Raw genomic sequence first — 22,382 nt, 5'->3', positions numbered from 1 at the left:
TAAATTACTTACGCGCGTACTTAAATAAAAACTCGAGGCGGGAAGATTGCGAAATGAGATCGCAAGCGTGCGAGAATGAAAATTTCCCTTTCACGCCTCCCTGTGCTGATGAGTTTGAACTGGATTGCCCCCGCCCAACGACTGAGTACGCTACCTCCTTACGTTTTTGCCCGCCTCGACGAACTTAAAGCCCGGGCTAGAGAACAAGGTTTAGATTTAATTGACCTCGGTATGGGCAACCCCGATGGTATGGCCCCCCAGCCCGTTATCGATGCAGTAACGGCGGCGTTGGCAGACCCTAAAAATCACGGCTATCCGCCCTTTGAAGGGACGGCGAATTTTCGCAGCGCGATCGCGCGCTGGTACAATCGTCGCTATGGCGTGGCTCTCGACCCTAACAGCGAAGCTCTACCTTTGTTAGGCTCTAAAGAAGGTCTCGGTCATTTAGCCCTTGCTTATGTTAATCCCGGCGATCTCGTTCTCGTTCCCAGTCCTTCCTACCCCGCTCATTTTCGCGGCCCCCTAATTGCCGGTGGTAAAATTCACGCGATCGACCTCAGCGCCGAACAAGATTGGCTGATCGATCTGACGAAGATTCCCGATGAAGTCGCCCGCCGCGCCAAAATTTTCTACTTTAACTATCCCAATAATCCTACCGCTGCGACGGCTCCGAGGGAATTTTTTGAGGAAATTGTTGCCTTCGCCCGCAAGTGGGAAATTATTCTCGTTCACGATCTTTGCTACGCCGAACTCGCGTTTGATGGCTATCAGCCGACCAGTTTGCTGGAAATTCCAGGCGCTAAAGAAATTGGCGTGGAATTTCATACCCTCTCTAAAACTTATAATATGGCGGGCTGGCGCGTCGGGTTTGTTGTTGGCAATTCGCAAATTATTCAGGGCTTGCGAACGCTGAAAACGAATCTCGACTACGGTATTTTTGCAGCCATTCAAACAGCGGCAGAAACGGCATTAGAACTGCCCGATTCCTACGTCAGCCAGGTTCAAGAACGCTATAGGACTCGCCGCGATTTTGTCATTCAAGGTTTTTCAGAGTTGGGCTGGGATATCCCAAAATCGAAGGCGACGATGTATCTTTGGGTTCCTTGTTCGGTGGGGATGAGTTCGACGGATTTTGCGCTGGATGTACTGCAAAAAACGGGGGTTGTTCTTACGCCCGGAAATGCCTTTGGGGAAGCGGGAGAGGGCTACGTGCGCTTGAGTTTAATTGCAGATTGCGATCGCCTCGGCGAAGCGATCGGACGGCTAAAACAAGCGGGAATTCGCTATCAACCAGAAACGGCGAGGTTCGTAATTCGTAATTCGTAATTCATCACTCACCTCCCGATTCCTGTGGGAACCCTTAGAGGATTTTTTCGTCGCTAGAGATATTAACCAGCCGAACATCTGCCTTTCTCTCGAACTCTCGAAGGATTTCAAGATGTCAAGGCTTGTGAGAAGATGATGGGCAACGTAGAGGGAGCCTTCACAAGCAGGAGTTAGATGTTATATGAAGACTATTCGATCGGTTAGAAACACTTGTCTTAATCTGTTCGCGATCGCGGGCTTTGCGATCGCGCCGGTTGCCATTGCACCCATAGCCGTAGCGCAACAGGTAACAAATGTCAATCCCACGGTTAACAGCCAAAACGTTTCTTCCGATAGTTCGATCTACGGTTCTTTTGATGCCAGCACCGGAAGAATCGATATGCAATCGGTAAAGATTTTTGTCAACAACCAAGACGTAACCAGTCAAAGCGTCATCACCGGTAACTTCTTTAGTTACCGCCCTACTCAAGCTCTACGTCCGGGAGAAAATCAGGTACGGGTAGAGTTTAAAAATACCAACGGTCAAGGATTTGCCGCCAACTGGAGTTTCCAAGTCGAGCAACCGAGAGCCGCGCTCGATATTACTTCAGTATCGCACAATGGTCAGACGACTGCCCTCGGTTCCGGTTCAACCTTTTTAGCAACGATTAACGGCACTCCGGGCGCGCAAGCGTCGGTCTTGATTTTAGATGGTACGACGATGCGGCGAATTCCCGCTCAAGAAGTTTCATCGGGGGTTTATGTGGCGACGCTGAATTTGAATGCGGGCGATCGCTTTAATGAAGGTATTGTCATCGGTCGCTTGGAGCGCGATGGCAAAGCTGTATATAATGCTGCATCCCAAGCTGTTGCCTTCCAACCGAATGTTGCTTCGACGCAGGTAACGCAAGTTCAAACTACACCGACAACGCCGGGACAGCCGATGACTACGCCCCAGCAACCTACCACAACACCACAGCAACCTACCACAACAACCCTCGTTAACTTACAACCGAGTTTTACGAGTCACCAAGATGGCGGTATCATTGCCAGCCAAGGCTTTACTTTGATCGGACAAACGCAGCCGAATGCTGGAGTGCGCGTGGTAGTTACTAGCCCGACGCTATTCGGCGAAAGCACCTTAGTCAGTACGACGGTGACGGCCGATAGCAACGGTACATTTACGGTTCCCGTACCGCGTCCGCTGATTCTGACGGCAGGCATTCGCTATAACGTCACCGCGATCGCGAATAATGGTTCGCAAACTGCTCAAACTCGCATTACTTTAACGCAGAAGTAAGATTTCCGATTAGCCTTTAGAAGAATTACCGGAGTCAGAAGTTCGGAAGCTATTCTCGAATTTTGGCTCTTTTTTGTTGGCAGAGCGATAGAGTAGACATTTATATCAATTAGAAATTAAAAATTAAGAAACCTATATCTATTAGGAGTTTCAGCCTCAAGATGTGTCGTCCGAACTCGGAGAATTGGGATTATACCGCGATCGGGTTTGCGAGCGATCGCCAGAAAAGTCGATCGCTCGATTTGGGAAAAATATCCGGATCGGGTTAATCTCCCGTCGAAGAAATATTGAGTAAGTTGCTCGTGGAAAGGTCATGATGTTCCCCATCCTCAAAAAACCGATCGCTGTCGCCGGTATGAGTGGGTTGTTGCTGCTTCCCCTCATGGGTTTGGCAATTTTAGAGAGTCCGCCGCGTTTTTCTGCCCTAGCGCGTGCCGAGGTTGAAGCGCCGCAACTTTCCCCCATTTCTCCCGATGAGTCGGTGGAAGAGACATTGCGCGATCGCTTCTCCTTCCCCAGTGCTTTAGAACGACTGACTCAGATTAAAGGCGCTCTGTCAAGCTTTATTCGCTTAACCGAAAAAAGCCCCGAACTAGCGGGAATTGGTAATACAGACTGGGAAACGCAACATCTTGGCTTTTTCAACTGGACTGGCGCGATCGAAGGAACCTTGAGACATCAAGACTACGAACTCAAAAAGCTGGAGCTCGAACTTGCCCGCAAGCAATACGAGGATGGCGAAATTTCCCAAACAGCCCTTCTAGAGAAGGAACAAACTTATCAGCGTGCCGAGCAGGAATTTAAAGCGTTCTGGAGTTCTTTTCGGCTGGGGGATTGAAACCATCTACTCCTTTTGGTAATTCTCTTTAAGAAATTTTTCGAGTAGCATACAGTGCTTACAATAAAAATTGTTTAGAAAAATAAAGATTTAGCCCCATGAACGAACAAACATTAACAAGCGTTAAGGAAAATGTTGCTCAAGTCGAAGGATTAACGGCTCAATTTGTTAGCCGCACGAATGTTCTCCTGGATGAGATTTCGGTTTTGACTCAAGCCCTCGACAACCTCACCTTAAATCGCGATCGCTGTGGTGAAACCTCTCGCTCTTCTGCGTTAACCGTCGCGCAACTCTCTACCTTAATTCTCCAACAGGTTTGAGAGTGGCGACGATAAGTAGAGCCATGCTCGCACAACTGTTGTCCGTGAAAAAAAGTTCATTCAATTTAATATTTTCTTAAGATTTTGGATTGCATTTTGTTAAGTAGGGCTTGATTTACCCAAGCCCTACTTCAAACTCTTCATTCTTCAAGACGTTATCCATTGTCAATTTTCAATTATCAATTATTCAGCTACTCTTAATAAAGATACGAGGGGCAGGTTGAGCGGAGCGTACATTTGCACGCAACGTAAAGCTTCCATTCAAAATTCGCCCCAACGATGAGTTTTGACGTTTGCATACAAGCCATGAGCGAGCCGATCGTCCCCAAATCCCCAGAGCGAGAAAAACTAAGCTTTCTAACCAAACTTTCCTTCGGTTCGGGGGACTTAGGTGCTGCCATCACCGCCAATATTTTGGTATTTTACCTCTCGCCCTTTCTCACTGATGTTGCCGGATTAACGCCTTTCCTGGCGGGCGCGAGTCAATTCGTCGGGAAGGTGTGGGATGCGATTAACGATCCCTTTGTCGGGGTTATGAGCGATCGCACCCAAAACCAACGTTGGGGACGGCGCTATCCTTGGATGATATACGGTGCAATTCCCTTTGGTCTATTTTTCTTCCTCCAATGGATTGTTCCCTTCTCCGCAGCCAATCAATGGGGACTCTTTTTCTATTACACCATTATCTCGATCCTCTTCAACTCCTTCTATACTGTCGTCAACGTCCCCTACACCTCCCTCACCCCGGAACTCACCCAAGACTACGACGAACGCACCAACCTCAATAGTTTTCGCTTCTTTTTCTCGATTGGCGGTAGCATCCTTTCCATCGTCATCTTTAACTACCTGATTCGCCGCTTAATCGCCGATCCTCAGCAACAATACTTCATTATGGGGATCGTCCTCGCACTCATCTCCGTCATCCCCATCTACCTCTGCGTTTGGGGAACGCACAGACGCGCGCTATCCGTCGCCATTACCCACCCCGAAATCGAAACGCCCGTTTCCCTCCCGATTCTCGAACAACTCCGCATCGTCTTTCGCAATCGCCCTTTCCTGTTTGTGGTGGGAATTTATCTTTGTTCCTGGCTTAGCGTCCAGTTTACCGCCTCAATTATTCCCTACTTCATTCGCAACCGAATGCAGATTGATAATCCATTAATTGAGGGAACTGTGATTCTCTGCGTTCAAGTTACTGCAATGGCGATGCTGCCCGTGTGGAGTCGTCTGAGCCAGCGTTTCGGCAAACGCGGTATTTATTTTATGGGGATGACGCTTTGGATTATTGCTCAAGCGGGATTGTATTTCCTGCAACCCGAACAAGTCGGATTGATGTACGCTTTAGCAGTGATGGCGGGGTTTGGGGTATCGATTGCTTATCTCGTTCCTTGGTCGATGTTACCCGATGTGATTGAGTTGGACGAACTTAATACCGGACAGCGACGCGAGGGGATATTCTACAGTTTTATTACTTTCGTACAAAAGGTTTGTTTAGGTCTTGCCGTAACCGTATTATTAGCCGGTTTGGGCTGGGCGGGTTACGATGCTAAACTTCCCATAGCAGAACAACCCGACAATGTTGTTTCTCTGATTCGTTTTTCTATTGGCCCTCTCCCCACTCTTTCCCTTATTTGCGGTTTGGTTCTCGCTTATTTCTATCCCCTCACCCGAGAGATTCACGCGCAAATTCGCTTGCAATTGGACGAACGCCATCGGGGGAAGAGTGAATTAATGAATAATGAGTAGGGAAGAATGAATAGCACTGACTTAAAGTTTGCAAGCAATGCTCTTATTCACCCCCTCAGAATTTCTAATTCACGTCTGATGTGCATTACCCAAAAATCTTGATTTCCCTCACCCCCAGCCCCTCTCCCAATCGGTGGGCGAGGGGATAAAGAATAGTAAGAGCGATATTTCTAGCTTCTAATTCACATTAGGCGTAATTCGCGATCGTTGAGACTTCAGCAAGCTCAGTCGAGCGCCTGTCGAAATGTAACTCATCATTCGTCACGCGGCACTTTCTAGCTTTTCGCGATCCTGACGGCGCTTTTTCGCGTAGAGTTGGATTCCGGCAGCCATCGCTACGACCATCGCCGCGATCGCCCAAGTCGTCCAATTGAGGGGTAAACTATTTTTAAATACAGCTAGCAGTACGATCGCAACTAATAATACCGTCGGCGCTTCGTTCATAATGCGGAACTGCTGTCCCGTCCAATTGCATTCGCCAGCGGCTAACTTTTTCATGATCCGCTTGCAATAGTGATGGTAGCCGATTAACAGCACCACGAACCCTAGTTTGACGTGCAACCACCAATCGTGAAGAAAGCTCGGTTGGCTCCAAAGCAAACCAATCGCCATTGCTACGGTGACGTACATTCCCGGATTGGTGATGATGTAGTAGAGGCGTTTTTCCATCAACTCGTACTGTTCCTTGAGGATGGAGCGCGCGGGTTCCGGTTTATCGTTGGCTTCGGCGTGATACACGAACAGACGTACTAGATAAAAAAGTCCGGCAAACCAAACGACGATGCCGATAATGTGAAATGCTTTAAACCATTGATAAGCCATAATTGCGATTGTTAAATTCAGGTTTATGATGCGTTGTAGTAGGGGCATTGCAGTGCTATGCCCCTACCAGGATATAGTGCGATCGCAACTCTTTCGCGGCTTCGGGGGCGAGGACTTCAAAAAAGTTTACCTTCAGGGCGATCGCGCGATCGAAGCTTCAGCCTGTCTCGAAAGCAAGTTACTATTATGGGTTGATAGGTTAACTGATAACTGTAATGACCGAGCCTCAGCCTTCCTCCCTTTCCGAAGAAACCGCCAGAGAACTGCTATTCCAATTGCGCCGCAAAGAAGGAACGTGGGTGGAATGGGGGCGCGCCTGCTCGCAGTTGCAAAAAGCAGGCTATTTAGCTTCGACAATTTTTGAAGAGACGGGGATTGAGGGCAGCTATCAAAATCTCGTCATCGTTGCGGCGCAAGTGTACGAAAGCTTGCTTCAAGCCGAAATTTCTGAGGAGATGCAAGCCTATTTTAAGGGGCCGCGCAGCGATGTGCTGTACGAGTTTCGAGTCCTCAATGCCAGTCAGCGCTTAGCGGCGGCGGAATTGGCGATGGAGAAGCGCCTGGATGTCGATGATGCTAAGGATGTCGCGCGGGCGATGAAGGAGTTTTCGCGCTTCAGTTTGCCGCCAGAAGGATTTACACCTGCTCCGGGGGATGCGGTAGCGTATCAAAGCTGGAAGCGAGCGCGGGAGAAGAAAGATTTACAGGAGCGATCGCGTCTGATCGCACGGGGGTTAAAATTTGCTAGTAGTAACACCGCTCGGGAGAAAATCGAGCAGTTATTGAGCGATTTTACGGTCGTTTCTGCGGCGCGCGCGCCGATGCTGCCGCTCTATCGCTTGGAAGAGGAAGAGGAACTCGCCCATATTATTCCCGTAGCGGGAGAATTGCCCTTGGCGCGATCGCAATTTGATGCAGTTCCTTCAGCCGAAAAAATCCAACCCTTTGGGATGGTGAAATATTCAGGAGAGGGGGCGTTTATCCCCGTTCCCGGCTGGCAGGCGATTTTAAAGGCAGGCGATCCCGTTGCTATCTTATGTGAGAGCGATCGCTTGCCGAACGTGCAAGGAGGACGATTGGAAACCGTCGTTATTATTGTCGATCGGCGATCGCTCGATTGGGATGTGAAAGGATACTTTCTCGTCGAACGGGAAGGAGAACTTGAGGTGCAATGGTTCCCCGAACCTGCCCACAGCGAAATCCTCGGCGAAGTCGTGTTAATTTTGCGCCCGAAAAATATCTTCGACGAAAATAACCTCCTCGAACCGTGGCAGATGGACGATTAAGCGGTTTGTTTTAATCTTCGTTCGTGATGCGGACTTCAACAGCATGAGGAATTAGGGACAAAAGTTTAAACTGTCCCTGAATAAAGCAACAGAAAAGGAAGTTTTAGGAAGGCTGAAGTTAGAGCGCGATGGACTCTTGGGCAAACTGGGCGATCGCGTCTTGAGGATTGAGAGCATTGTTGCGACAGTAAAACTATCCTCATAAATCGCCCTTCAGCCGCCTTATGTTAGCCGAATTAACTAAACTTCTGCCCTATCTCCCCACTTCTCTGGTTCTGCTGCGCTTTTGTCTGGCTCCAGTGTTACTCGCCGATGCCTTCGATGGCAACACAAGCCAGTTATTTATTGTGGCCTTTGTCGCCGCCTTCCTCTCCGATATCTTTGATGGGGTTATCGCGCGTCGCCTGGATGTCAGCACCGCAAAACTGCGCCAAGCCGACAGTTGGGCGGATGTAGCGCTTTATGCGTGCGTGAGTGCAAGCGCGCTGCTGGTTCGTCCGGACGCGATCGCTGTCTTTCGCATTCCGCTGCTGACTGTCGTTTTCGTGCAATTATGGTGGTGGGTTGCTAACTTGCTTAAATACGGTAAACCCGCGAGCTATCACACTTATTCGGCGAAACTTTGGGGCTTATCTTTATTTATCGCCGCGATCGCGCTCTTCGGTTTCCACTATAGCGGTGTAACGCTGTGGCTTGCCATTATCATCGGCATTCTTCACACCCTCGAAGAAATTGCCATGACCTCAATTTTGCCCGTTTGGACGCACGATGTTTTAAGTTTCAAACACGCTCTACAATTGCGACAAATGCAGCTAAATTGAATTGCCCCTAACCTTCAACCAGCAGCGATCGCGTAGCGCGCACCGGGCAATAGTACCGATGACCGCCCGTACCTTCCCGCTCTATTATTTATAATGCAGTAAGAATGCAGATCGTACAGAATTCAGCCTTCATCACTCAGCCCCCGTTACATGAATCCAGAAAATCAGCCCGATTGGGAAACTGAAGCCCGCAAAGTCGAAGTCGAAATCGACCCGATTCCCGCGCCTTTGCCGACAACTCACCGCGCGCCGCAGAACCCCGATGCAGAGACGGGAAAGAGTTTACCTCCCTTGGGGTTACAAGTGCGCTCTTGGTTCGCTAATTTACCACAAGGCGGAAAGGCGATCGCGATCGTTGTCTGCGTGCTGGTTGCCGTGTCCCTTCTCAAAACCGTACTGCAACTCGTCTCTGCCTTAGCCAGCTTAGCGATCGCAGGTATTTTACTCTTCGCCGTCTACAAATTACTCATCGCCCCTCAATCTTCCCAATCGTAAAAATTACAGCTAAAATCGGCTCAAACAGCGAATCGAGTTCGCATCGCGCGTGAAGGGAAAACTCTGATGAAACGTTTTCGAGTCCAATTTCGAGCCAACGGAAGTGCGGTAGCTAGCATCGCCGTTGCTTTGGCAACACTTGCTACAGCGATTGCCCCCAAACCAGCCTTCGCCCAAGCCGCCTACGGGAGTTACATCGGTGTCGGCCCCAGTTTCGGGATTAGTACCGGCGACGGCCGTCAAATCGGCGGTGTCGTTGCCGTGCGCTACAAACTCCTCGAACTGCCCCTTTCCCTGCGCGCCCAAGCCCTCATCGGTCACGCAACAGCCGTGGTTCCCACCATTTCCTACGATATTCCCCTGAACTGGCAAACCGATGTTTATGTGGGAGTTGGGGCAACGTTTGCCGGGAGTGACGAAGGCAAACCTTCTCCGATTGGCGATAAAACCAGCTTTGCGGTTCAACCCGGTATCGATTACGTCCTTCCCAATAGCAACGCCGTTCTGTTCGGCAATGCCATCATTGCTTTCGATGCCTATCGCAATAGTGGCGGCCCTGCTTTTTCGCTGCAAGGCGGTGTGGGGATGAAGTTTTAACTCAATCAGAGAATCGCTTCGAGATAGTCCTGTAAAACGAATCGATAGCCGGATAAAACCAGCGCTTCGCCGAGAACGACGGGGCGCGCGCTGTTGTCGGTATTTTCAGGTTGGGGCGATGGGCTGTAACTCACCCGTGCTAGGTCAAAGCGACAAGAACAGTCTGCTAAATCGGGGAATTGCGCGAGAAAGATTTCGGCTGTTTGCCATAGTTTAGCTTGCTTTTTGGGCGCGATCGCGAGCAATCCGCCCTCATCCCAACTACCCCGACTGCGCGTTTTCACCTCGACAAACACCAGCAGTTCTTCGCGGCGCGCAATCAGATCGATTTCTCCCCAACGACAGCGCCAGCGACGCTGGAGAATCTCCCAGCCTTGCCCTTGCAGCCAACGCGCCACTACTTCTTCTCCCAATTGTCCGACGGTATTATTAGTCAACTCAAAATTCAAAAAGTTTATCGATTCTGCAAATATTTTATGCTCTGCTTCAAAATATCGATTTACCGCAACCCGATCGCAATCTTTAACTAAAAATCTTCAACAAGCTCCAAACCGGGAGCTTTTTTTGTCCTTCGCACCAATCTTATTGCACTCCTGGCGCGATCGCTCTTATCTTATAGTCATGGTCGTTACGACACGGGTTTGAAACCAGCAGAGGCAGACGTTTTTTTGTGAACCGACGCTTGGAGATAACCCCATGACTCAACCTCCACTCCGCCCCGCTTTCTGCCGCCCCGAACTGCTGCGGACGGTAGCCGTCAAAGTCGCAACGGTAGCGGGTGTTGCGACTTTGACGGGCTACTGCGATAACATCCTGTTCAACGTCGCCATCCAAACGGTAGTCGCGATCGTCGTGGAAAGCGCAAACGAACGAGCGGCGCAGCAGTTGAACGACAAGCTGGCGCGATTGGAGCGATCTAAGAATAATGAATGGTGAATAATGAATAATGAATGGTGAAATTATGAATGATAAATCATGAGTGATAAGTCATGATTTACGAATTACGAATTACGAACTACGAATTACGAATTACGAATTAACTAAATGCTAGGTCATCTTCTCATCGGCCCTCCCGGAAGCGGTAAATCTACCTTCGCTCGTTCCCTCGCAAAAACGCTCCCCAACACCACGATTATCGCTACCGACGCGATTCGCGCTCAACTTTACGGCGACGAAACTATTCAAGGCGAATGGCAGGAAATTGAAGCCGAAATGCGCCGACAAATTCAAACCGCCATTGATACCGGAAAAACCCCCATCTACGATGCAACTAACTACAAACGCAGCCATCGCTTCACCTGGTTGCAGCACCCCGAAATCGCCGCTGTCGATTGGTTGGCTTGGTTTCTCAAAACTCCTTTAAAAATTTGCCAGGAATGGAACCAAAAACGCAGCCGCATCGTTCCCGCTGAAGTCCTCGAAGCAATGAACCGCGCCCTCAAGCAATTTCCGCCCGTCGCCGCTGAAGGATTCGCCGCTGTTTACGACTGCACTCCCCACAAAACCCCCCTCACCTCCAAAGCGATACGGGACAAAATCGCCGCACTCCCTCGCAGCCAAATTAACAGCCGCAACCGCACCCGCAATTATACCTTCCATCCCTACTCCCGCTTGCTAGACTTCGAGCGGTTGATGCACCTGATTTCCCTGCTGTTGCAGCATCCCGGTTTAGGAAGTCCTACCGATGACTTGATTGAAACTGCGGAGGCGGTAGCAGCGGCAATGAGTCGGCAATGGGGCAGCGTTTACAGCAATGTCGCGGCTTTAGCGCAAGATTTAGAATGGTTAACCCTCAACGGTTTAATCGGCTACGAGGCGGAAGCGACGGAACTGCACTTTCTCGAGACAATGCCGCAGCCGGAATGGGGAACGTTTTCCGTTCATGCTTACAGCGACATCGAACCCTTTACCCGCCTGATAAAAACCCTGCGTTTCGTCCTCCGCCATCCCTTTGAGGGCGGGGGCAGCGAGGGCGTACAAAAAGCGTTGATTGCATCCATGCAGTCGCGCGGTCTGGTGCAGTACGATTGCGTCGATAGCGTTCGCAAGGATATCGAAAAAGTCCTTAAACCTTACGGCATCCTGGAAGCGGTTCCTTACAAACAGGGATATTTTGCTGGAACGGCGATTTTTACCGCGTCGGAGTTGCGAGAAACGTTTCGATGGTTACAATCTTACGCTCTCCAAAGTCGGGATCGCGCCCTAATCGAACTCTACCAAACTTGGCAGCAGCGCTTATCCTGGGGGAAATGGCTCGATTTCCAGCCAATTTATCCAACGCGGGCGATTTCGCTGCACGCGATCGCGAAAATTGAGGATTTGCCCCAATTTTCCCTCGCCCGTCAACCGGAACGGGTAGAAGAAGCAATTTTAGCGGGAGAATGCTGGGAGTTTCATCGCTTCCAGGGTGTCGGCGGTTACGCCACAGACAGCGAGGAATGTTTCTGCGCTTATCCCCTGCAACTGCGGTTTCACAACATTGCTTGGTATTTGGGCTATGAGGAAGTGGGAGGATTGCTGCGGTTCGAGCGCTTGGAACGGTTATTTTTGGGGCGGCAGGTGGTGGAAAACCGACGAAGTAGGGAGGTGCAGGTGCGATCGCTGCGACGGCTGATAAAGTTGTACGATGCTAGCGTGGGGCTATTTTTGGGCAACAGCGCGGCGTTGCAGCAACAGTTTTTAGCGGCGGAAGAGGGGGCAAGGGTAACGGTGGAATTGTGGGCGAGTGATAAGAGTTTTTGCTTCATTGCCGAAGGAACGCAACGCTTCGGGCGAGTGCCGCTGAAAATGTCGCGTCCCCCTTGGAAAAGCAAAGAAGTTGTAGATGCAAAGTTGTTTGGGCTTTCCAATACGGAAGATGAAAGATATCCCCGTCGCTTGTGCTTGACAGTGCCGATTTGGTCGTTAGACGATGTGGATTTGTGGCGTTGGATTTTGGGATTTGGGGGCGAAGTTAAGGTCGTACAACCGTCGGTGTTGGTAACAAAAATCAAGCAGAAGGCTGAGGTAATTTTTAATTCGTAATTCGTAATTCGTAATTCGTAGTTCGTAATTCGTAGTTCGTAATTCGTAATTTACCATTCATAACTCATAATTCATCACTCATAACTCATAATTCATCACTCATAATTCATAATTCATAACTCATAATTCATAACTCATAATTCATAATTTCCCCCCCCATTGCGGAAATCAACACCTCCTAGCCCCGGAAAGCCGTCGAGTGGGTGGGGGCGGGTGCGATACAGTATTAAGTATGCGAAGGAGGTAAACCTTGTCTTATGCCTAAAAAATTTTTCGGGAAAATCAAACCTTTTTTCAAATCTCTATGTTTGCTCGTCCTCGTCCTCGTTCTCTCTCTGGGCAGTGCGGACAGCGCTCTAGCAGCCCGTAGTGGCGGCAGAATTGGCGGCGGCTCTTTTCGCACTTCTCCGGCTCCCACTCGCACTTACGCACCTCCGGGTGGCGGCGGTTATGGCTATGGCGGTGGCTACGGCTACGGCGGCGGTGGTATCGGCTTTCCCTTCCTGTTGCCCTTCTTGGGGTTTGGCGGGTTCGGTAGCTTATTCACGATTTTAGTGTTTATCGCGATCGCTAACTTTCTGGTCAAAGCAGTTCGCGGCAGCGGTGCAGAAGGCGAACTCGCCAGCGTCGATCCGACTCGCGCTTCGGTTGCGCGCGTTCAAGTCGGGCTACTCGCCGATGCGCGCGAGTTGCAAACCGAACTCAATCAATTAGCCCACTCTGCCGATACTGCTACGGCGGAAGGACGCGCGGAACTGCTTCAGGAAGCCAGTTTAGCGTTGTTGCGCCACCCGGAATATTGGGTGTACGGCGCGGCTGAAGCGCAACAGACTGCGATCGCATCCGCAGAGGCTAAGTTCAATCAGTACGCCTTGGGCGAACGCAGCAAGTTTGCTGAAGAAACGCTCTCGAACTACAATAACCAATTGCGGGAAAGTCCTAAAGCCCTAACTTCTGCCAGTGGCGATCTTTCAACAGAAGTTCGCGATGGGGGCGGCGAATACATTCTCGTTACCCTGGTTGTCGGCGCGCTCAACCGCCTCGAACTGCCTGCTATCAACGATACTGACGATTTGCGCCAAGCACTGCGTCAAATTGGTAGTGTGGGTAGCGATCGCCTTTTAGCCGTCGAAGTCTTATGGACTCCTCAAGCCGAAGGTGATACTCTAACCACCAACGACATCCTCGCTTACTACCCTAACTTGAAGTTAGTTTAAGCTCAACGTTTGCACCTCAAACCCCACACGAATTGACTCATGAAAGCGATTCTCATGACCGCACTGGGCGACCCGGACGTGCTGCAACTCCAACAAGTCCCCGAACCCCAAATTTCCCAGCCTACCGAACTGTTGGTGCGCTTAGTTGCTGCCGGAGTCAATCCCATCGATACCAAAATCCGCACTCGCGGGACGTTTTACCCCGACCAGATGCCCGCCATCCTCGGTTGCGACGGGGCGGGTATCGTGGAAGCGGTGGGCGCGGCGGTTACGAAGTTCGAGAAAGGGGATGAGGTGTACTTTTGTCAAGGGGGACTGGGGAAAAAGGGAACGGGAAATTACGCCGAATTTGCGGTGGTAGACGAACGCTTTATCGCCCGCAAACCGGCGAATTTAAGCTTTAGCGAGGCAGCCGCCGCACCCTTGGTGTTAATTACCGCCTGGGAAGCATTGTACGATCGCGCGCGCTTGCAAGCCGGTCAAAAAGTGCTGATTCATGCGGGTACGGGCGGTGTCGGTCACGTCGCGATTCAGTTAGCGAAGTTGCGCGGTGCAGAAGTTTGTACGACGGTGAGTTCGCCGGATAAGGAACGTTTAGCGCGTCAGTTGGGCGCAGATTTGCCCATCCTTTATCGCCAAACCGATTGGGTTAAAGCAGCACTGGATTGGACGGAGGGCGAAGGAGTGGATATCGCCTTCGATACGGTAGGGGGTAAAACTTTTTTTGAAAGCTTTCCAGCAGTGCGGGTTTATGGCGATATTGTCAGCATTCTCGAACCCGACAGCAATCAGGGTAATTTTAAAGTTGCTAGATCGCGCAATCAACGCTTAAGTTTTGAGTTGATGTTAACGCCTATGTTGCACAATTTGGTTAGCCCCTTGGAGTATCAAGCGTCGATTCTCGAACAATGCGCGACTTGGATGGATGAAGGGAAGTTAACGATTCATTTAGCGCAAACTTTCCCTTTAGAAGAAACAGCAGCAGCGCATCGGGCTTTGGAGTTGGGTTCGACGACGGGAAAATTGGCGATTGAATTATGAGTGATAAGTGATGAATGGGGTAATTTTTTAATTTTTAATTACGAACTACGAATTACGAATTACGAACTACGAATTACGAATTACGAATTACGAATTACGAATTACGAATTACGAATTACGAATTACGAATTACGAATTACGAATTACGAATTACGAATTACGAATTACGAACTACGAATTACGAATTACCCTATGTTGGTAATGAGAAGTTCTGAGATCGAACCTCGACCTTCTGCTTTACAGTTAATCTGACGTTTGGCGCGAACTCTTTTTATGGTATAACTCGCGTACAGTTCGTCGAAAAAACTAGGGTGTTTGTCAGTCTCCACAACATCTGAGTTGCTTAGAATAAAGTACCCGCCCGATTCATGGATGCGATCGCAAAATGCTTTAACCCGGAATTGATCGCGATCGCTAAAATCTTCTTGCGTATAAGCCGTAAAAGAAGACGTTGCATTCAGCGGTTTATAAGGCGGATCGATATAATACAAAACATCTTTACCCGCATACTTTAACATTTCCTCGAAATCTCCAAGCTCGATCGTAACCTTTTGCAAGCACTCACTCCCTCTCAACAGATTTTCGCGATCGCAGATTTTGAGAGATTTACGATCTCCGAAGGGAACGTTAAACTCTCCTTTGCGGTTTACACGATACAAGCCATTAAAGCAAGTTTTGTTTAAAAAAATAAACAGTGCTACTTGGGAAAAATGCGGAGAACTTACCAAACTATCCGGACTGAGTTTGAGACGATTGAATTCTTTCCTTTGGTTGCAGTAAAAACTCTTTTTTTCCTCTTTTGTGGGACAGTCGTTATACGCTTTTTCAAGACTCATTAAACTCGCAGTCGTAGCTACGATATTATCTTTCATCGCGCGGTAAGCGGCGACCAGTTCGGGATTAATATCATTAATAACCGCGCGTTCGATTCCAGGAAAGCGATCGAGAACGTGGAATAAAACAGCGCCTCCGCCCACAAAAGGTTCGATATAAGTCCAAGCACTATCATTAGAAAACTTTCGTTCTAAAATATCTTGAATTTCCGGCAGAAGTTGAGTTTTCCCGCCAGCCCACTTCAAAAAGGGCTTAGGGCGAACGGGTTGCGAAATATTGACTGGCATGAAAAACTATCAATCGAGATCGATAAATTATAGAATAATTATCAATACAAACTAAACTTTGGCTCGCGGTGTCGATTTTTTCAAGACTTTCCATTTAATGGCTTTACCAACGACGCGGGGAATGTCGTAAAATTTCCGAAAAAATAAGTTCCAAAGATAGCCGTACTGCGGGAAGGCTTTGACTAACAAGATATCCGATGCGACGTGATACCTCGGCGGTTTTAAGGCCGGATCTTTATCGATACAGCGAATTTGCTCCGGTTTGGGCATCCAATGACCGACAATCGCATCCTTTTGATAGAATTTAGCTTGGAGGAAAAGACCCATAAAGCGATCGAAGGCACAAAAGGGAATCCAGGTTAAAAGACCAAAAATTTTGGTGGCGCGGGCAATATCTGGAAGTGTTTGTTGAACGAGTTCGTTCTTCCAAACTTTAGTGTTAAAGTTTTCAATATGCGGCCCGCGATCGTCGCGACGTTCGAGCAACGGCCAAATGAGAAAGCGTTTGTCAAAGGCTTTATCCAAGGGCGCGATCGGGATTTCTCGTAAAGTCGAATTTGGGTTATCGCGATTCCGTTTTTCGACAACAGTTAAATCTTCTAGTTTCGGGATTTTCTGCCAATCTTTTTGGATACTCTCACAGTCGAGATAATCAATTTTTTGGGTCTGTAATCTCAACACCCAACTTTCGGGGAATTCATGAAAATAGCGCTCGCAGAGCGCGCAAATATCGGGATGCACGTAGTCATCATCATCAAGCGCTAAAATATATTTTCCTTTCGCATTCAACAAGCCAACAAACCGCTGCATCATTTCGCCTTTATAAGGACTGAAAATTGCGTTTACTCTCGGATCCTCTATAGGTCTTGGCAGGTTTCCGGGAGCGTAACTGTGAATAAATTCAATATTTCCTTTGACCTGCAAAAGACGGGAAAGCCAATGATCTGAGAATTGTCCCAAGGTGGGAGTAACGATCGATAAGGTTATGGATTGAATCGCTTCGGGCTGACTGGCGGAATCGCTCGACGGATAGAGGTTCATGAAACGGTTATTAAGTCTTTTTCTCTAACTTTGTTTCGATTTTATTGAATTTAATTAAGTCCTTGACTGGCTTCCCAGCCTTGGTTAGAATAGCTTTAATATAGCCAAGGTTTCTTGAAGATGTCAACCAGGGGAAAAATTTACAAAGCAAGGGGAAAAAATTTACAATGCTGGCAGAGCGAGCGTTGTCATAATTCTTCTAGATTCAAGGTTCGATTCTCCTGGCTATAATAGCAAAACTTGCAAGCCGCTCGGACAATTGCCAGATGAAAATTTTAATGGTTTCCTCGACGTTTCCTTATCCGCCAAGTCGCAGTGGAACGGAGGTGAGAACGTTCAATTTACTGAAATACTTGAAGCGAAATCATTCGATCGCTCTCGCGACGCAGCGTTCGGAGGGAACGACGGAGGCAGATATTGAAGCGTTGGGGCATTGGGTTGATGAGATGAAGATTTTTCCGATGCAAGGGGAAGCGACTTCTTCATCAAAGTTCGGTAATTTGATGGGGAAAGCACAACGGTTTTGGGAGTCAGTGGCGACAGCAACGCCGCCTAATATTTTACATCGCTATTCGCCGCAAATGCAGGCTTGGATCGACGATCGCATTACCAGGGGAGAGTTCGCGGCGATGACGTGCGAACATAGCGCCAATGCCATTTACGCGCGTCCGGAGTTGCGAAATTACACGCGAACGGTGGTGAACGTGCATAGTTCGGTGTATTGGGGGACGGTGAATTATTTGAAGATGAATGCTTCGGAAAATGCGCCGCGCGATTTCCTCTACTTACCCACGCTGTATCGCTACGAAAAACAGTATTGTAACGCGATCGATCGCATTGTCGTCACCACGCCCGACGATGAAGAATTCTTACATAGATTTAATGCCGACGCTCGTATTGAAATCATTGCCAATGGCGTAGATTTAGAACTCTTTCCTTACCGTACCGAAGATCCGGGCGGACATCGTTTAATCTTTGTCGGCGCGATGGATTTTCAGCATAACATCGATGCCGTTCGTTTCTTTGCCCTCGAAGTTTTGCCGCCCCTGCGTCAGCGCTATCCCGACGCGGAGTTTATCGTTGCGGGGAACCGTCCAACCGCAGAAATACAAGCGCTTGGGGAACATCCGGGAGTGGTGGTGACGGGCAAAGTACCTTCAATGGTAGAGTATTTGCATCGATCGACGGTTTGCGTCGTGCCGCTGCGTACTGGGTTCGGGATTAAGAATAAAACCTTAGAAGCAATGGCAGCGGGCGTTCCGGTGGTGGGCAGCGATCGCGGTTTGGAAGGCTTAGAAGTCGATGGAGAGCCGTTGCGGGCGCTGCGAGCCAATACCGTAGAAGAATATATTACCGCGATCGCGCGCTTATTTGAAAACCCCGAGTTGCGTGCGGACATCGCCAAGAACGCGCGAATTCTGATTGAGAAAGAATTCTCCTGGGAAAGCGCCGGAGAACGGTACGAACGAGTGCTATTAGGAGAAAATTAAGTGGAATTTTGCCCGAAAATTGCCGTTATTATCCCGATTTACAACGGCGAAGCAGATTTACCGGAATTATTAACCTGTTTGGAGCAACAGACGTATCCGCGCGATCGCGTCGAATACCTCCTTATCGATAATAATAGCCGCGATCGCACCGCCGAACTCCTCGCCGCCGCCGCCCAAACCGCAACCCTTCCCCTCCATCCCCTCAGCGAAGCGAATATCCAAAGTTCCTACGCTGCACGCAACCAGGGAATTAAATCCACCACCGCCGAAATTCTCGCCTTCACCGATGCGGATTGTCGCCCGATTCCCGAATGGTTGGAGTGCTTGGTACAACCTTTCAGCGAAGCAGAAGTCGGTTTAGCGATCGGCGAAATTGCCGCCTTACCCGGAAATACGCTGCTCGAACGCCACGCCGATCGCCAAGGTGTATTATCGCAAAAGAATACCCTCGCCCATCCCTTTTGTCCCTACGGACAAACGGCAAATTTGGCAGTACGACGCGCGGTTTTTGAGGAAGTGGGATTGTTTCGCCCTTATTTAACCACCGGCGGCGATGCGGATATTTGCTGGCGAATCTTGCGGGAAACGGCGTGGCAGTACCGCTTTGTGGAAGATGCGATCGTGCAGCACCGACATCGAGCGACTTTATTAGAATACCGCAGTCAGTGGCAGCGTTACGGGCGATCGAATCGTTATTTACACGAACTGCACGGCGTAGCGTTGCGCCCTCCGGTAACGGCAAAGGATGCTGGGTATTTAATCAGTCGTTGGTTACTCAAAGAATTGCCGGGGAAAGCAGCGGGCGCGATCGCGGGGAAAACGCCTTGGGTCGATGTGGTGAGTACGCCCTTAAATTTATATGGTAGCTGGGCGCGCGATCGCGGTCAAACGGACGCGCGACTCCCGGAAAATGCCCGCGCGATCGAACAGTTTGATAATGGATAATCGATGATGAAAAGCCATTCCTCTGTAGTGCCGTGACACACCATTTCTACTGCGACTGTAACAAATCGATCGAGCGTAAAGAAGAAAGAATAAAATGGAAAAACTCAAGTACAGAATCGATATTATTTGGTCGGACGATGATAATTGCTATGTTGTAGAACTGCCGGAATTTGCAACAGAAATTCAGCGGTATTTTACTCACGGAGAAACTCATGAAGAAGCGTTAAATAACGCTCGTGAGGTTTTAGCTCTATTAATCGAAAGTTATGAAGCAGAAGGACGACTGTTACCGACACCTCAAACATTGCAAGCAGCATAACTAATTCAGACGGATAAAAATCTTTCGCATTGTTTCCGAAAGATTCCGACTTCATTTGCGTCAATATAGCTCAATTATAGAGCGCGATCTCGATCGTTTGCGACGAATCGAACCTAGACACATCAGACGGCTGATATGTTTCAATCCCTGATAGGGATTAATGTTTGTTGCAACTAATGAGCTTCCCTTTGCCAGAAGCGAATCCTTGTTTCAATCCCTGATAGGGATTAATGTTTGTTGCAACCACGGCGCGCTGCTTCCTCCGAGCCTTCTTTGAGCGTTTCAATCCCTGATAGGGATTAATGTTTGTTGCAACAGGATTTATTCGATGCTTGGAATAAGCGCAACTATCGAGTTTCAATCCCTGATAGGGATTAATGTTTGTTGCAACCGCAACGCGAGCTTGCCGGGATAGGGGTTATTGGGAGTTTCAATCCCTGATAGGGATTAATGTTTGTTGCAACGCGCAACGGTCAAGGCAGCAAGCGCCAGACCGGTTTCAATCCCTGATAGGGATTAATGTTTGTTGCAACGTGGCGATCCGTGCCTCGATCGCTACTTAGCGGGTTTCAATCCCTGATAGGGATGAATGTTTGTTGCAACCAGGCATACCTTCATTACCGAGTGTTTGCGAGCAGGCGTGTTTCAATCCCTGATAGGGATTAATGTTTGTTGCAACTCAGCGGGGTTTTTCTCGTCTACCCGTTTCCAGATTTCAATCCCTGATAGGGATTAATGTTTGTTGCAACTTTGATCGATCAATACGTCTCGATGGACGTAAAATTTCAATCCCTGATAGGGATTAATGTTTGTTGCAACTAATAGATATCCGTCCCGAAGATTGCAGAGAGAATATTTCAATCCCTGATAGGGATTAATGTTTGTTGCAACGATGAACTCCCCGTAAGCCGATGTGGGGGTGCTATTTCAATCCCTGATAGGGATTAATGTTTGTTGCAACGTCGTAAAAACACCAGTCAAAAAAGAGATCAGCGGAATTACATTTCAATCCCTGATAGGGATTAATGTTTGTTGCAACATTATTGGGTGGGGGCGGCGGCCGTTTGGGAAACGGATTTCAATCCCTGATAGGGATTAATGTTTGTTGCAACCGCTTGGTTCTGAAACCCTTACTATATGGACTTTTCAAGGTACAGTTCCGGGAGACTTTCCTAAAAGTACCATTTCAGACTTCGACCTGTCAAGTTCACCCCCAATTTTATCCTCGCAAACCTAGATATAGCAAGGCTTTCAGCGATCGCGGGAGAGATTAATTTCCCTGGCCGGCATCAAACCCTTACCGTTATTGGGTTACAGCCCAATTTTTCCAAGCGGCAATTTCTACACCTACCCTCTCCCGCAAAATTCGCACCGCGCCCCTAACTTTCAGACAATCGTTTAACCTCCTTACCGCCCAACAATCGATCGGCTTCCGCCAGGAGGGCGGGAACTTTATCGGCGTGGGGACTGCTTGCCAGACAGCGCTGCAACTCGCGCGCAGAGGGCAACTTATTGGCTTTGTTACCGGGGAACCAATGCCCGCCGCTGCCGAGTAGGTTATAGCGCATCGTGCCGTAATCTACCATATCGTAAGCGATCGCGAGGTTCCGCAACCAGAGGATAATCGGAATATTAACCTGTCCGGGTGTGCGATCGTAAGTGGGTAAACCTTTGTGCCAAGTGTAATACCATTCTGCCCCCAATGCCGCGATCGCAGCCTCCTCCAATCGCTCCAAAATCGGCGCTAACACCGTCTCCGCTTCCTCCAATAAAGGGAGTACCTTTAAGTGTTCGTCGAAGTCGGAAGGACGCGCTGCACCCACCGAGAGCGTATGTACTTGCGGATGCGACAGGCAAAACAAATCGTTAAACGCCATCGGACTCAAGGGTTGGCACAACTCAACCAACTTCTGCGGCGGTGCGTAAAGTTTGCCGCCCTTATCCGCCGGACTGATGATAAATACGCCCATATCGTGGCGCGTTGCTGCTGCGATCGCGGGCCAATTATTTTGATTAATATAGTACCAGTGCAGGTTAACGTAATCGAAGCGATCGCTCTCAATCGTTTTCACAATCGTATCCGTCGCGCCGTGCGTCGAGAAACCGATAAACCGCACTCGTCCTTCTCGCTGCAACTGTTTGGCAACCTCCCAACACCCTCCCAGACGCAAACTATCGCGCAACAATTCCTCAGTATTAATCCCGTGTAACCCCAACAAATCGACGTATTCTAATTGCAAAAACTTCAAAGATTGCTCGAACTTGCGGCGAAATTCACGCGGATCGCTCAGAGATGAAACTTTGGTTTGAACGATTAATTTTTCCCTCGGGAACTGCGGCAAAATTCGCCCCAACTGCATCTCGGAAGTTCCATAACCTCGCGCCGTTTCAATGTGAGTAATTCCGACTTCGAGGGCGCGGCGAATTGTCGCTTCGAGGTTATCTTGGCTTTGAGGGGGAACCTCCGAAGGAGAAACATCTTGCCATTTATACTGATAGCGCATTCCCCCGCAGGAAAAAACGGGCATTTGCAGTTCTGTGCGTCCGAAGCGACGATAAAGCATTTTAATAATGAATAATGAATGGTGAATAATGAATAATGAATGGGAAATGGTGAATTACGAATTACGAATTACGAATTACGAATTACGAAC

General features: G+C 49.0%; 21 protein-coding genes and 1 CRISPR repeat array. Of the genes, 16 read left to right on the top strand and 5 right to left on the bottom strand.

Annotated elements, in window-relative coordinates; translation table 11 throughout:
• Window positions 1-108 precede the first annotated feature (108 nt).
• From H6G50_RS11590 to H6G50_RS11570, 5 genes are all read left to right on the top strand, one after another.
• Window positions 109-1,326: an aspartate aminotransferase gene (locus H6G50_RS11590; protein ID WP_190716427.1), complete on the top strand. Its 1,218-nt coding sequence runs from the start codon at window positions 109-111 to the stop codon at window positions 1,324-1,326.
• 181 nt (window positions 1,327-1,507) lie between these two features.
• Complete coding sequence (locus H6G50_RS11585) at window positions 1,508-2,605, top strand: hypothetical protein (protein ID WP_190716330.1); 1,098 nt, start codon at window positions 1,508-1,510, stop codon at window positions 2,603-2,605.
• Between the two features lie 313 nt (window positions 2,606-2,918).
• Window positions 2,919-3,443, top strand: a complete 525-nt coding sequence (locus H6G50_RS11580) for a hypothetical protein (protein WP_190716328.1) — start codon at window positions 2,919-2,921, stop codon at window positions 3,441-3,443.
• Between the two features lie 98 nt (window positions 3,444-3,541).
• Window positions 3,542-3,763 (top strand): hypothetical protein, encoded by a 222-nt coding sequence (locus tag H6G50_RS11575; protein WP_190716326.1) that lies wholly within the window; start codon window positions 3,542-3,544, stop codon window positions 3,761-3,763.
• A 306-nt stretch (window positions 3,764-4,069) separates the two neighbouring features.
• A complete protein-coding gene (locus H6G50_RS11570; RefSeq protein WP_190716324.1) occupies window positions 4,070-5,509 on the top strand; it encodes an MFS transporter in 1,440 nt (479 codons plus the stop codon).
• Window positions 5,510-5,770: 261 nt separating this feature from the next.
• Here H6G50_RS11570 and hemJ read toward each other — a convergent pair whose 3' ends face one another.
• Window positions 5,771-6,331, bottom strand: a complete 561-nt coding sequence (gene hemJ, locus H6G50_RS11565; protein ID WP_190716322.1) for a protoporphyrinogen oxidase HemJ — start codon at window positions 6,329-6,331, stop codon at window positions 5,771-5,773.
• Between the two features lie 215 nt (window positions 6,332-6,546).
• On the opposite strand from hemJ, the gene H6G50_RS11560 reads away from it, so the two are divergent.
• The 4 genes from H6G50_RS11560 (at window position 6,547) to H6G50_RS11545 (ending at window position 9,530) form a co-directional block, all read left to right on the top strand.
• Complete coding sequence (locus tag H6G50_RS11560; protein WP_190716321.1) at window positions 6,547-7,617, top strand: RuBisCO accumulation factor 1; 1,071 nt, start codon at window positions 6,547-6,549, stop codon at window positions 7,615-7,617.
• Between the two features lie 224 nt (window positions 7,618-7,841).
• Window positions 7,842-8,438: a CDP-alcohol phosphatidyltransferase family protein gene (locus H6G50_RS11555; protein WP_190716319.1), complete on the top strand. Its 597-nt coding sequence runs from the start codon at window positions 7,842-7,844 to the stop codon at window positions 8,436-8,438.
• A gap of 150 nt (window positions 8,439-8,588) precedes the next feature.
• Window positions 8,589-8,933, top strand: a complete 345-nt coding sequence (locus tag H6G50_RS11550; protein WP_190716317.1) for a hypothetical protein — start codon at window positions 8,589-8,591, stop codon at window positions 8,931-8,933.
• A gap of 66 nt (window positions 8,934-8,999) precedes the next feature.
• Entirely contained in the window at window positions 9,000-9,530 is a 531-nt protein-coding gene (locus H6G50_RS11545; protein ID WP_190716315.1) for a hypothetical protein, read from the top strand.
• Window positions 9,531-9,535: 5 nt separating this feature from the next.
• Here the strand turns inward: H6G50_RS11545 and H6G50_RS11540 are convergent, their stop codons facing one another.
• Complete coding sequence (locus H6G50_RS11540; protein WP_242032793.1) at window positions 9,536-9,967, bottom strand: YraN family protein; 432 nt, start codon at window positions 9,965-9,967, stop codon at window positions 9,536-9,538.
• A 259-nt stretch (window positions 9,968-10,226) separates the two neighbouring features.
• On the opposite strand from H6G50_RS11540, the gene H6G50_RS11535 reads away from it, so the two are divergent.
• From H6G50_RS11535 to H6G50_RS11520, 4 genes are all read left to right on the top strand, one after another.
• Window positions 10,227-10,466, top strand: coding sequence for a hypothetical protein (locus H6G50_RS11535; protein WP_190716311.1), 240 nt, complete (start codon window positions 10,227-10,229; stop codon window positions 10,464-10,466).
• A 108-nt stretch (window positions 10,467-10,574) separates the two neighbouring features.
• On the top strand, window positions 10,575-12,554 hold the full coding sequence (locus tag H6G50_RS11530; protein WP_190716309.1) for an AAA family ATPase: 1,980 nt from the start codon (window positions 10,575-10,577) through the stop codon (window positions 12,552-12,554).
• A gap of 257 nt (window positions 12,555-12,811) precedes the next feature.
• The gene (locus H6G50_RS11525) at window positions 12,812-13,771 is read left to right on the top strand and encodes a DUF1517 domain-containing protein (RefSeq protein ID WP_190716307.1); all 960 of its coding nucleotides are present in this window, start codon (window positions 12,812-12,814) and stop codon (window positions 13,769-13,771) included.
• A 39-nt stretch (window positions 13,772-13,810) separates the two neighbouring features.
• Window positions 13,811-14,812: a zinc-dependent alcohol dehydrogenase family protein gene (locus H6G50_RS11520; RefSeq protein WP_190716305.1), complete on the top strand. Its 1,002-nt coding sequence runs from the start codon at window positions 13,811-13,813 to the stop codon at window positions 14,810-14,812.
• A 185-nt stretch (window positions 14,813-14,997) separates the two neighbouring features.
• Here H6G50_RS11520 and H6G50_RS11515 read toward each other — a convergent pair whose 3' ends face one another.
• On the bottom strand, window positions 14,998-15,933 hold the full coding sequence (locus H6G50_RS11515) for a DNA adenine methylase (protein WP_190716302.1): 936 nt from the start codon (window positions 15,931-15,933) through the stop codon (window positions 14,998-15,000).
• A gap of 51 nt (window positions 15,934-15,984) precedes the next feature.
• The gene (locus H6G50_RS11510; protein ID WP_190716300.1) at window positions 15,985-16,974 is read right to left on the bottom strand and encodes a glycosyltransferase family A protein; all 990 of its coding nucleotides are present in this window, start codon (window positions 16,972-16,974) and stop codon (window positions 15,985-15,987) included.
• A 266-nt stretch (window positions 16,975-17,240) separates the two neighbouring features.
• Between H6G50_RS11510 and H6G50_RS11505 the strand changes: the two genes are divergently transcribed.
• The 3 genes from H6G50_RS11505 to H6G50_RS11495 all read left to right on the top strand — a co-directional run bounded on the left by H6G50_RS11505 (window position 17,241) and on the right by H6G50_RS11495 (window position 19,728).
• Window positions 17,241-18,464 carry a glycosyltransferase family 4 protein gene (locus H6G50_RS11505; protein WP_190716298.1) on the top strand — a complete coding sequence of 408 codons (1,224 nt, stop codon included), beginning with the start codon at window positions 17,241-17,243 and terminating at the stop codon, window positions 18,462-18,464.
• Window positions 18,465-19,409 carry a glycosyltransferase gene (locus H6G50_RS11500; RefSeq protein ID WP_190716296.1) on the top strand — a complete coding sequence of 315 codons (945 nt, stop codon included), beginning with the start codon at window positions 18,465-18,467 and terminating at the stop codon, window positions 19,407-19,409.
• Window positions 19,410-19,503: 94 nt separating this feature from the next.
• Window positions 19,504-19,728 (top strand): type II toxin-antitoxin system HicB family antitoxin, encoded by a 225-nt coding sequence (locus H6G50_RS11495; RefSeq protein ID WP_190716294.1) that lies wholly within the window; start codon window positions 19,504-19,506, stop codon window positions 19,726-19,728.
• A 138-nt stretch (window positions 19,729-19,866) separates the two neighbouring features.
• A CRISPR array of direct repeats spans window positions 19,867-20,840; the repeat unit is 36 nt; unit sequence TTTCAATCCCTGATAGGGATTAATGTTTGTTGCAAC.
• A gap of 267 nt (window positions 20,841-21,107) precedes the next feature.
• Here the strand turns inward: H6G50_RS11495 and H6G50_RS11490 are convergent.
• Window positions 21,108-22,292, bottom strand: a complete 1,185-nt coding sequence (locus H6G50_RS11490) for an aldo/keto reductase (protein ID WP_190716292.1) — start codon at window positions 22,290-22,292, stop codon at window positions 21,108-21,110.
• Between the last annotated feature and the right edge of the window lie 90 nt (window positions 22,293-22,382).

This window comes from Oscillatoria sp. FACHB-1406 (genome assembly GCF_014698145.1).
In the GTDB taxonomy this organism is placed as follows: domain Bacteria; phylum Cyanobacteriota; class Cyanobacteriia; order Cyanobacteriales; family Spirulinaceae; genus FACHB-1406.
The sequence above is the reverse complement of the archived record's forward strand: the minus strand, read 5'-3'. Positions and strand labels throughout refer to the sequence as shown.